A 10,815-nucleotide genomic window follows, 5' to 3' on the forward strand; every position below is an offset into this window, starting at 1 on the left:
GAGAAGGATAAGGTCATGCGCCATCGTAAGAGTGGTCGTCAACTGAACCGCAACAGCAGCCATCGTCAGGCTATGTTCCGCAACATGGCTGGTTCTCTGGTTCGTCATGAGATCATTAAGACGACTCTGCCGAAAGCCAAAGAGCTGCGCCGCGTAGTTGAGCCGCTGATTACTCTTGCCAAGACCGACAGCGTAGCTAATCGTCGTCTGGCATTCGCCCGCACTCGTGATAACGAGATCGTGGCAAAACTGTTTAACGAGCTGGGCCCGCGTTTCGCGAGCCGTGCCGGTGGTTACACTCGCATTTTGAAGTGTGGCTTCCGTGCTGGTGACAACGCTCCGATGGCTTACATCGAGCTGGTTGATCGTCCAGAAGCTCAAGCAGAAGCTACTGCAGAGTAATTTGCAGTATCGTAAAAAACCCGCTTCGGCGGGTTTTTTATTGTCCGTAATTCCTTTCCATTTACTCCCCTTTCGCTATGCTGATGGCTGATACACCTATCAGGAACTCCCTTATGTGGCTAATTGATCAACTTGTAGAGCAACACATACGTGAAGCTCAGGAAAAGGGCGAGCTGAGTAATTTGCCCGGCGAAGGTGCACCTTTACAGCTAGATGATGACAGCGGAGTGCCAGTTGAACTGCGCACGGCATATCGGCTGTTGAAAAATTCTGGTTACTTACCTCCGGAACTTGAAATGCGTCGAGAAGCATTGGCGGTAAACGATCTGCTACGCGAACTGGATCCTGACGATGGCAAGGCGCGAGAACTGTCGAAACGCTTAGCTTTGCTAGAAATAAAACTCCAGCAAGCCGGAATCAGTACCGAATTTTTGCGCGGCGAGTATAGCGATAACATCCATCATCATTTGCAGCGGGAGAAATAGCATGTATCGGATTGGCCAGCTGGCAAAAATGGCGGATGTGACGCCAGACACCATCCGCTTTTATGAAAAACAGCAGATGATGAATCATGAGGTACGCACTGAGGGCGGTTTTCGTCTTTATAGCGACGATGATTTACAGCGGCTGCGTTTTATTCGTTATGGTCGCCAACTCGGCTTTAGCTTAGAGTCAATCCGTGGTTTATTGTCGATCCGCATCGATCCTGAACATCATACTTGCCAGGAATCCAAAGCCATTGTGGCGAAAAGATTGGATGAAGTGAATGGCATGATTGCCGAACTACAGACGATTCAACGTTCATTGCATCGTTTAGCTGAAACCTGCTGCGGCGACATACATAGCAGCGCTTGCTGTTCAATACTTGAAGCTCTGGAGAGAGGTGAGGAGCCGCAGCCTGAAATTTGTTGTAGTAAGGATTGAATTTTGCGCTGGAAGGAATATAGTTGCGCCGTTAATAACCGGAGGACGAGATGACTCGCTATCAGCACCAAAAAGGTAAAATCAACGATAATGCACTGGAAACATTATTACATGATCCACTGTTTAGGCAGCGCATTGAGAAGAATCAGAAAGGAAAGGGCAGCTATCAACGTAAAGACAAACATGGCAAAGGACGTAACTGGGAGGCCAGTGATAAGCAGAAAAGTTTATCACTGGCCTTCTTCTTTAAAGACAAAAAAGCGCCTTACTTGGGCGGCTTCTTCATTATAATTTATCGTGATTTTGTTGTTTTAACAGGTCACGGATTTCAGTGAGCAGTAACTCTTCATTCGTCGGCTTAGGTGCCGCTTTCTCAACTTCTTTTTTCTGATACAGCTTGTTCATTACTTTAATTGCCAGGAATATCGCGAAGGCAACAATAACGAAATCGAACACGGTCTGAATAAAGTTACCGTACTCCATTACCACAGCAGGAATATCACCTTCTGCCGGTTTTAATATCCATTTAAACTGTTTGAAATCGACGCCACCAATCAGCAAGCCAAGTGGCGGCATGATGATATTGGCGACCAGTGAAGAAACAATCTTACCAAAAGCGGCACCGATGATGACACCTACCGCCAGATCAACCACGTTCCCGCGCATTGCAAAATCACGAAACTCTTTGAATAAACTCATTGTTATCTCCTTGCCTTGGCCAATGGCTAAAGTCTAACAAACCTTTGTGCAATTGCCATTAGAACAATGGATTAAGCGAAATTTTCACGGCGGGCTTTCGCCCGCAGCTTTTACAGGAAGAATGGACTTGGCTGGAACAGGCGCTCAACATCGGGCACAAACTTCTTATCCGTCAGGAACATAATTACGTGATCGCCCTGTTCGACGCGCACATTATCATTGGCGATGATCACCTCATCACCGCGCACCACAGCACCGATAATGGTTCCCGGCGGCAACTTAATATCTTCTATTAAACGCCCAACCACGCGTGAGGTGGTTTCATCGCCGTGTGCGATCGCTTCGATTGCTTCTGCAATACCGCGACGCAATGAGGACACGCCCACTATATCGGCTTTACGTACGTGACTTAGCAGCGCCGAGATCGTGGCTTGTTGCGGCGAGATCGCAATATCGATCACGCTGCCTTGAACAAGATCGACGTAGGCGCGTCGCTGGATCAGCACCATTACTTTTTTCGCGCCCATTTTCTTAGCCAGCATGGCCGACATAATATTGGCTTCATCGTCGTTAGTGACCGCGATGAAGAGATCCACCTGATCGACATGCTCTTCGGCCAGCAATTCCTGATCCGAGGCATCACCGTAAAACACGATAGTATCGTGCAAACGTTCTGCCAGTTCTGCCGCGCGTTGTTGATTACGTTCGATCAACTTCACGCTGTACTGTTTTTCCAGGCGCTGCGCCAATCCAAAGCCGATATTTCCGCCGCCAACTAACATGATGCGCTTATACGGTTTTTCCAGACGCTGCATTTCACTCATCACCGCGCGGATGTGTTGGCTCGCGGCAATAAAGAACACTTCATCGCCGGCTTCCACAATCGTAGAACCCTGGGGACGAATGGGACGATCCTGACGAAAAATCGCCGCGACTCGCGTATCAATATGCGGCATATGTTCACGCATGATCGACAAAGGATTCCCGACCAGCGGTCCGCCATAATAGGCTTTAACCACAGCGAGGCTCACTTTGCCTTCGGCAAAATTCACTACCTGAAGTGCGCCAGGATACTGAATCAGGCGGTAGATATTGTCGATCACCAACTGCTCAGGAGAGATCAGATGATCAATTGGTACGGCTTCAGGTACAAACAGCTTCTCAGCATCGCGTAAGTATTCAGCGGCGCGAATACGCGCGATACGATTGGGCGTATTGAAAAGGGAATACGCAATCTGACAAGCCACCATGTTGGTTTCATCGGAGTTGGTTACCGCCACCAGCATATCTGCATCTTCAGCACCTGCTTCACGCAAAATACGCGGATGTGATCCGTGACCATGCACGACGCGCAGATCAAATTTGTCCTGCAAAACGCGTAAACGCGTCGCATCGCTATCGACGACGGTGATATCGTTATTTTCCCCGACCAGATTTTCTGCCAGGGTTCCGCCGACCTGGCCGGCGCCGAGGATAATGATTTTCATGGCTTAGATGCTCTTGTCAGTGTGCGCAGCACTATTTTTTCATCAGCTTAGCGTAGAAGAAGCCGTCGCCGCCATCGATGGTCGGGAAAACCTGCCAGCCATTATCCTGGCCCTGTGGCAACGTCTCGACCACGGCGTCGCTGTGCGCTGCCAAAAAGGCACTGATTTGATTGTAATTCTCTTCCGGCAATATTGAGCAGGTGGCATATATCATCGTGCCGCCAGATTTTAGACGCGGCCAGACGGCCTCAAGTATTTCGCGCTGTAGATTCGCCAGCTCAGGAATATCACGATCGCGACGTAGCCACTTGATGTCTGGATGGCGGCGAATAACGCCTGTGGCAGAGCAGGGCGCATCGAGCAGGATACGATCAAACAGCATATCGCCACACCATTCTGCCGGTGTACGACCATCGCCCTGACGCACTTCGGCCTGCATGCCCAGGCGCTGTAAGTTCTCATGCACACGGAGCAGGCGTTGCGGGTCAACATCGACGGCTAAGACTTTGGCCTGCGGGGCGATTTCGAGGATATGCGTGGTTTTACCACCCGGAGCAGCACAGAGATCGAGAATAGTTTCCCCATCTTTTGGCTCAAGCAGCAGTGCGCAACGTTGTGCAGAAAGATCCTGCACCGTCACCCAACCTTGATCGAAACCCGGCAGCTGGCTGACTGGAGCGGGTGATTCCAGTCGCAATGCATCTTGTGCATCGCCAGGAAAAGCAACTTTCTCTTCTGCCTGCAATAGCGCCAGCCAGGCATCGCGACTGTGATACTGGCGATTGACGCGCAGCCACATCGGCGGTCGCTGATTGTTAGCTTCAACAATCTGTTGCCACTGTTCTGGCCATGCCGCTTGCAGACGTTTCAGCAACCAGCCTGGATGCCAGTAACGTTGCGAGCCCTGATCGACTTCGGCTAACAGCGCTTCTTGCTGGCGCAGGAACTGGCGCAACACGCCATTTAACAGGCCTTTTAAAGCCGTGCGCTTCAGCACTTCAGCACCCGCCACGGTTTCTGCCAGTGCCGCATGGGCCGGCACGCGGGTATATAGCAGCTGATAGAGGCCAACCATCAACAGATAATGCAACACTCGCTGCTTACCGGTTAAGGTGCGCTCCATCAGTTTGCCGATTAAGGCTTCCAGCTGCGGCAGCGTGCGCATCACGCCAAAACAGAGTTCTTGCAGCAGCGCGCCATCTTTATCGGATAGGTTCTTTTGCGCGCCTGGCAAAATGGCACTTAGCGATTCGCCTTTGTCCACAACGCGTTCAATGAGTTGCGCGGCCAGGCTGCGCAAGTTGGTAGCTTTTTTCATGTTATTTCATCAAACAAAAAGCCCGGTCAAACCGGGCTTGGAGGATCAGGCCAGAACGGTTCCAGGTACGAACCATTCGCGGCGCGAATTGAGCAGGTCCTGAGCGGACATGGCTTTTTTACCGGCAGGTTGCAGCGATACCAGATTCAGCACACCATCGGCCGTTGCGATCTGAATGCCTTGTTTATCAGCATGGACGATTTCACCGGGTTGCTTGTTCTGATGCGGCAAAACCGTTGCCTGCCAGACTTTTACCGGTTGCTCTTCAATCATGAAATAGCTCATTGGCCATGGATTGAAGGCACGAATACAACGTTCCAACTGCGCTGCTGAAAGTGACCAATCAAGACGCGCTTCTTCTTTACTCAGTTTCTCAGCATAAGAGACCAGCGCTTCATCCTGAACTTCTGGCCTGGCATTACCGCTTGCTAGCAGATCCAGCGTTAACAGCATGCCTTGCGGGCCGAGTTGCGCCAGCTTCTCATACAGCGACGCGCTGGTGTCTTCAGCCGTAATTGGGCAGGAGAGTTTATGCAGCATGTCGCCGGTATCGAGGCCAACATCCATCTGCATAATGGTGACACCGGTTTCGGTATCGCCAGCCCAGAGAGAGCGTTGGATGGGTGCAGCACCGCGCCAGCGTGGCAGCAGCGAACCATGCACATTGATACAACCCAGGCGCGGCATCGCCAGCACGGCTTTTGGCAGGATCAAGCCATAAGCGACCACCACCATGATATCGGCCTGCAGATCGTCAACCAGATGCTGGTTCTCTTCAGGCTTCAGGGATTTCGGCTGAAATACCGGAATATCGTGCGTCTGTGCCAGGACTTTGACCGGGCTTGACGTAAGCTTATTGCCGCGTCCGGCTGGACGATCGGGCTGGGTAAAGACGCCAACAACCTGATGCTCAGAAGCAAGTAGCGCGTCTAAATGACGCGCTGCAAAGTCAGGTGTACCGGCAAAGATAATTTTGAGCGGTGCAGACACAGTTTAACCTTCAATGAGCACTTAATCTTCGCGTGCGTTTAGGCGGGCCAATTTTTCCAGTTTCTGTTTGATACGCTGACGTTTCAGTGGCGACAGATAATCAATGAAAAGTTTGCCATCGAGATGATCGATTTCATGCTGGATGCAAATCGCCAGCAGACCGTCGGTTTCCAGCTCAAAGCTTTTGCCGTCACGATCCTGCGCACGCACTTTGACCCACTCTGCGCGCGGCACAAAAGCACGTTGCTCAGGAATGGAAAGGCAGCCTTCTTCAATACCGGTTTCACCGCTTTTTTCCAGCAGTTCCGGATTAATCAACACCAAACGCTCGTCACGGTTTTCAGAAACATCAATAACAATGATGCGCTGATGAATATCGACTTGGGTCGCCGCTAAGCCAATACCTTCTTCGGCGTACATGGTTTCAAACATGTCGTCGACAATACGCTGCACGTCTGCGTTTACGGTTGCCACCGGCGCAGCGATTTTGCGAAGGCGATCATCAGGGAAATGTAATACCTGCAAAACTGACATAAATATCCAGATCTGTATGCGTTGAAGAAAAGATTACTGCCTCATATTGTAGACTTTTTGATGTCTGATTGACAGCATTGCACCGCATGATAGCGCGGCTGACAGGGAGTGCAGCATGGAGAGAATTGAATGGATGCTCAGGCTGGCAAATGTGAAAGGCTTAAGCTCTGGAGTTGTCAGACATTTAGCTGAGGCATTGCAGGATAATGCTCAGGTTGATGACGATCTGTTACTGGATCAGGGATTAAACGAAACCCAGCGACAACAGTTTAAAGAGCTTTGTCCACGCCAGTTAGCACGAACACATCTATGGCTGGAGGATGAACAGCATCATTTAGTTACCTGTATCGACGAACATTATCCCTCGGCGTTAGCGGAAATCAGTCGACGTCCCTCATTGCTGTATGTCGCGGGAAATATGGACATCTTGCAGACGCCCCAACTCGGTGTCGTGGGCAGCCGTCACTGCACGCATTATGGTAAGCAATGGGGAAGCTGGTTTACGCAGCAATTAGCGCTAAGTGGATTGACCATCACCAGCGGCCTTGCACGCGGAATCGATGGCGTGGCGCATCGGGCCGCGTTAGAAGTGCAGGGCAAAACCGTTGCAGTATTAGGCAGCGGCCTGCAGCATATCTACCCTAAAAGTCATCAAGCGTTAGCACGTGAGATCATCGCTGGCGGTGGGGCACTGATCTCGGAATTCCCCCTTGATACGGCACCGCATGCGGTTAACTTTCCGCGGCGTAATCGCATCATCAGTGGTTTAAGTCTTGGCGTACTGGTAGTTGAAGCCACGTTAAAAAGCGGTTCGCTGGTGACGGCACGCTACGCTTTGGAACAAAATCGTAACGTTTATGCATTACCCGGCGCGCTAGGCAATCCGGGTAGTGAAGGTACGCACTGGCTTATCCAGCAAGGCGCGCTGCTGGTGGCGCATCCTAACAATATCCTTGAAGATTTACATTCAACGCTGCAATGGTTGCCTGATAGCAGTTCAGAAACAATATATTCACAACACAGTGACGATGTGCCATTGCCATTTGCAACTGTGTTGGCTAACGTAGGTGATGAGGTTACACCTGTTGACGTCGTCGCTGAACGTGCCGGCCAACCTGTGCCAGTTATCGCAGCTCACCTGCTGGAGCTGGAGTTAGCAGGATGGATCGCAGCTGTACCCGGCGGCTATGTCCGATTGAGGAGGGCATGCCATGTTCGACGTACTTATGTACTTGTTTGAGACGTATATCCACAACGAAGCTGAAATGCGCGTTGATCAGGATAAATTGACCGATGATTTAACCGATGCCGGTTTTCATCGTGAAGATATCTACAATGCGTTGAATTGGCTTGAGCGGTTAGCGGATTATCAGGAAGGCTTGGTTGCGCCAGTACTCATGGCAAACGATCCGCTCTCAATGCGAATCTATACCGAAGAGGAAAACCAGCGTTTAGATGCAGAATGTCGCGGTTTTATTTTGTTCCTGGAACAGGTCCAGGTGCTGAATATGGAAACGCGCGAGATGGTCATCGAACGCGTAATGGCCCTTGATACCCTCGAATTCGATCTTGAAGATCTCAAATGGGTGGTGTTGATGGTGCTTTTTAACATCCCAGGATGTGAAAACGCCTATCAGCAAATGGAAGAACTGTTATTCGACGTCAATGAAGGTATGCTGCATTAATAATTTGCGATTGATGCAACCGGTAATATGAGTAAATCAGCACTATTTTCCGTGCCTAAACACGATCCCTGCCCCGCTTGCGGGGCAGAATTAGTCATACGTTCCGGCAAACACGGCCCTTTTCTGGGGTGTGTAAATTATCCAACCTGCGATTACATTCGCCCGCTGAAAAGTCAGGGAGATGGACACGTCGTTAAAGTGCTGGAAGGCCATGCATGCCCCCAGTGTGGCGCAGACAAAGTTCTGCGTCAGGGGCGATTTGGCATGTTCGTGGGTTGCAGTCACTACCCGGAATGTGATTACACCGAAACTATCGACAAGCCTGATGAAACAGCTATCGCCTGTCCGCAATGTCAGAGCGGTAAACTGGTACAGCGGCGCTCGCGCTATGGCAAAACCTTCTACTCTTGCGATCGCTATCCAGATTGCCAGTTTGTCCTTAACGCAGCGCCGGTTGAAGGCGTTTGCCCGCATTGCCAGTTCCCTTTATTAATAGAGAAGAAAACCGCACAAGGCATGAAGCGCTTCTGCGCCAGCAAACGCTGCGGTAAGCCCATTGTCCAGGACGCATCATCATCATGAAGCCAAGCCAGTATTCAGCGGGTAGTCTCGATTTTTGCATTGAGAGGCTACAGCAACAGGAAGTTATCGCCTATCCAACCGAAGCCGTATTTGGATTGGGCTGCGATCCCGACAGCGAGAATGCCGTAATGGCGCTTTTGGCGCTCAAGCAGCGTCCAGTCGAGAAGGGACTCATTTTGATTGCAGCCGATTACGCGCAGCTGGAACCTTATATCGCCGACCGTGAACTCTCTGTGCTGCAGCGCGAGCGTATGTTTGCCAGTTGGCCTGGCCCGGTAACCTATGTAGTGCCAGCTTCGCCACATACGCCGCGTTGGTTAACGGGGCGTTTTGACTCACTGGCCATTCGCGTTAGCGATCATCCTGACGTACAGGCTTTGTGTCGCGGTTTTGGTAAACCTCTGGTTTCGACCAGCGCCAATCTTTCCGGCGAACCGCCTTGTCGTAATGCGGAAGAGGTTGCTAAGCAATTTGGTCCGCAGTTCACGGTCTTACATGCTGAAACGGGTGGGCGACTGAATCCTTCTGAAATCCGCGACGTTATTAGCGGTGAACTTATTCGTCAGGGCTAACGCATGGAAAATTTTGCCGTATTTGGTCACCCGATTGCGCATAGCAAATCTCCTTTCATTCATAGCTTGTTCGCTGAGCAAACCGGCATTGAGCATCAATATGGCAAGGAGTGCGCGCCACTTGAGGGTTTTCCTCAGTCGATCGCCGATTTTTTTGCGCATGGCGGCAAAGGTGCCAATGTCACGCTGCCTTTTAAACAGCAGGCGTGGGAATTTGCCGATGAGCTTAGCGAGCGTGCGGCATTGTCTGGTGCGGTTAATACGTTAAAGAAAGATGCGCAGGGCAAGATCTTCGGCGATAACACCGATGGCATCGGCTTGCTCAGCGATCTGGAACGACTGCAGATGATCCATCCAGGCGATCGAATTCTGCTGGTGGGCGCCGGTGGTGCTGCGCGTGGCGTAATCCTGCCGCTGCTTTCATTCGGATGTTCGCTGGTGGTAGTGAATCGCACCGTGGCACGCGCCGAGCAGCTGGCAGAGATTTTCCAGCATAGCGGGGATATCAAAGCGGCCAGCTTTGAGCAATTAGTGGATCAGCAATTTAATCTGATCATTAATGCGACCTCGAGCGGTGTTGATGGCAAAGTTCCGGCGTTAGCCACATCGCTAATTAATGCGCAAACGCGGTGTTATGACATGTTTTATCAACAAGGTTTGACGCCATTCTTATTGTGGTGCCAGCAGCAGGGCGCGCAGCAGCTGGCGGATGGTGTTGGCATGTTAGTAGGGCAAGCCGCTCACGCTTTTCATTTATGGCATGGCGTGATGCCAGAGATCACGCCAGTGATAGCCAAACTAAAGCAGTCGATGCAGCAGAGGTAAGGCTGGCGATCAGGAATGAGATTGGCTTTCCTGAGCGAGATATTCATTCTTCCAACCGACATAGTTATTGGATGAGTAAAGCAGCCCGGCGATTTCCGCTTCACTGAGTGGGCGGACCTGCTTAACCGGGCTGCCTAAATACAGGTAGCCGCTCTCCAGTCGTTTACCTGGCGGCACCAAACTGCCAGCGCCAATCATCACATCATCTTCAACGATCACGCCGTCCAGCAGAATGGATCCCATACCAACCAGTACGCGATTGCCGATAGTACAGCCGTGCAGCATCGCTTTATGCCCTACCGTGACATCTTCGCCAACAATCAGCGGATAACCTTCCGGATTGCTGCTGGACTTGTGAGTGACGTGCAGTACGCTGCCATCCTGAATATTGCTTCTTTTGCCTATCACCACTTTATTGACGTCACCACGAATCGCAACCAGCGGCCAGATGCTAACGTCATCGTCGAGTTGTACTTCACCCACCACCACGCTGCTGTTATCGATCATCACGCGATCGCCTTGTTGCGGGAAATGGTTCTTATAAGGTCGTAGGGCTGTGGACATGATCTTCTCCTTTTACGTTTTTACCCAAGCCTGCGGCTTAAAAGGCGGATAAACAAGATGATTTTTGAGCGGATCGCTCGCGATCGCAGCGAAAAGAGTGAAAACTCGCCAGTCGATTAAAAAGATCGAAAAAAGGGGTTGTGCAAAAAATTCGGATCCCTATAATGCGCCACCACTGAGACGGCAAAGCGGCAACGCAGACGGCTTGGCAGGGAGTGAAGAAATTCATCCCG

15 protein-coding genes are annotated in these 10,815 nt (G+C 51.0%); 9 read left to right on the forward strand and 6 right to left on the reverse strand.

The features are described 5' to 3' along the window. Positions 1 to 15: 15 nt before the first annotated feature. The 4 genes from rplQ to KVT28_RS21280 all read left to right on the forward strand — a co-directional run bounded on the left by rplQ (position 16) and on the right by KVT28_RS21280 (position 1,661). On the forward strand, positions 16 to 402 hold the full coding sequence (gene rplQ / locus KVT28_RS21265) for a 50S ribosomal protein L17 (RefSeq protein WP_008104728.1): 387 nt from the start codon (positions 16 to 18) through the stop codon (positions 400 to 402). 113 nt (positions 403 to 515) lie between these two features. Continuing rightward, positions 516 to 887 carry a DUF1992 domain-containing protein gene (locus KVT28_RS21270; protein WP_101762567.1) on the forward strand — a complete coding sequence of 124 codons (372 nt, stop codon included), beginning with the start codon at positions 516 to 518 and terminating at the stop codon, positions 885 to 887. 1 nt (position 888) lies between these two features. Continuing rightward, complete coding sequence (zntR, locus tag KVT28_RS21275; RefSeq protein ID WP_101762568.1) at positions 889 to 1,326, forward strand: Zn(2+)-responsive transcriptional regulator; 438 nt, start codon at positions 889 to 891, stop codon at positions 1,324 to 1,326. Positions 1,327 to 1,376: 50 nt separating this feature from the next. After that, positions 1,377 to 1,661, forward strand: coding sequence for an alternative ribosome-rescue factor A (locus KVT28_RS21280; protein WP_101762569.1), 285 nt, complete (start codon positions 1,377 to 1,379; stop codon positions 1,659 to 1,661). Here the strand turns inward: KVT28_RS21280 and mscL are convergent. The 5 genes from mscL to def form a co-directional block, all read right to left on the reverse strand. After that, complete coding sequence (gene mscL / locus KVT28_RS21285) at positions 1,612 to 2,025, reverse strand: large-conductance mechanosensitive channel protein MscL (RefSeq protein ID WP_007891693.1); 414 nt, start codon at positions 2,023 to 2,025, stop codon at positions 1,612 to 1,614. The two genes, KVT28_RS21280 and mscL, sit on opposite strands and share 50 nt — an antisense overlap. A gap of 110 nt (positions 2,026 to 2,135) precedes the next feature. Continuing rightward, complete coding sequence (gene trkA / locus KVT28_RS21290) at positions 2,136 to 3,512, reverse strand: Trk system potassium transporter TrkA (protein ID WP_007891694.1); 1,377 nt, start codon at positions 3,510 to 3,512, stop codon at positions 2,136 to 2,138. Between the two features lie 31 nt (positions 3,513 to 3,543). Continuing rightward, positions 3,544 to 4,830, reverse strand: coding sequence for a 16S rRNA (cytosine(967)-C(5))-methyltransferase RsmB (gene rsmB / locus KVT28_RS21295; RefSeq protein ID WP_217549947.1), 1,287 nt, complete (start codon positions 4,828 to 4,830; stop codon positions 3,544 to 3,546). Positions 4,831 to 4,875: 45 nt separating this feature from the next. Beyond that, the gene (gene fmt / locus KVT28_RS21300) at positions 4,876 to 5,820 is read right to left on the reverse strand and encodes a methionyl-tRNA formyltransferase (RefSeq protein WP_101762571.1); all 945 of its coding nucleotides are present in this window, start codon (positions 5,818 to 5,820) and stop codon (positions 4,876 to 4,878) included. A gap of 21 nt (positions 5,821 to 5,841) precedes the next feature. Continuing rightward, positions 5,842 to 6,354: a peptide deformylase gene (def, locus tag KVT28_RS21305; RefSeq protein ID WP_008104717.1), complete on the reverse strand. Its 513-nt coding sequence runs from the start codon at positions 6,352 to 6,354 to the stop codon at positions 5,842 to 5,844. Positions 6,355 to 6,469: 115 nt separating this feature from the next. On the opposite strand from def, the gene dprA reads away from it, so the two are divergent. From dprA to aroE, 5 genes are read left to right on the forward strand one after another with little or no spacing between them, the layout of a single operon-like run. Continuing rightward, entirely contained in the window at positions 6,470 to 7,594 is a 1,125-nt protein-coding gene (dprA, locus tag KVT28_RS21310; protein ID WP_101762572.1) for a DNA-protecting protein DprA, read from the forward strand. Next, positions 7,566 to 8,039 (forward strand): DUF494 family protein Smg, encoded by a 474-nt coding sequence (smg, locus tag KVT28_RS21315; protein WP_007891699.1) that lies wholly within the window; start codon positions 7,566 to 7,568, stop codon positions 8,037 to 8,039. Before dprA ends, smg begins: the two co-directional genes overlap by 29 nt. 27 nt (positions 8,040 to 8,066) lie before the next feature. Beyond that, positions 8,067 to 8,621 carry a type I DNA topoisomerase gene (locus KVT28_RS21320; RefSeq protein ID WP_101762573.1) on the forward strand — a complete coding sequence of 185 codons (555 nt, stop codon included), beginning with the start codon at positions 8,067 to 8,069 and terminating at the stop codon, positions 8,619 to 8,621. Beyond that, a complete protein-coding gene (tsaC, locus tag KVT28_RS21325) occupies positions 8,618 to 9,193 on the forward strand; it encodes an L-threonylcarbamoyladenylate synthase type 1 TsaC (RefSeq protein WP_101762574.1) in 576 nt (191 codons plus the stop codon). Before KVT28_RS21320 ends, tsaC begins: the two co-directional genes overlap by 4 nt. Positions 9,194 to 9,196: 3 nt before the next feature. Next, entirely contained in the window at positions 9,197 to 10,018 is an 822-nt protein-coding gene (gene aroE / locus KVT28_RS21330) for a shikimate dehydrogenase (RefSeq protein ID WP_101762575.1), read from the forward strand. A gap of 9 nt (positions 10,019 to 10,027) precedes the next feature. Here aroE and KVT28_RS21335 read toward each other — a convergent pair whose 3' ends face one another. After that, positions 10,028 to 10,582, reverse strand: coding sequence for a gamma carbonic anhydrase family protein (locus tag KVT28_RS21335; RefSeq protein WP_101762576.1), 555 nt, complete (start codon positions 10,580 to 10,582; stop codon positions 10,028 to 10,030). Positions 10,583 to 10,815 lie beyond the last annotated feature (233 nt).

It is taken from the genome of Pantoea sp. GbtcB22 (genome assembly GCF_019091025.1).
GTDB classification, from domain to species: domain Bacteria; phylum Pseudomonadota; class Gammaproteobacteria; order Enterobacterales; family Enterobacteriaceae; genus Pantoea; species Pantoea leporis.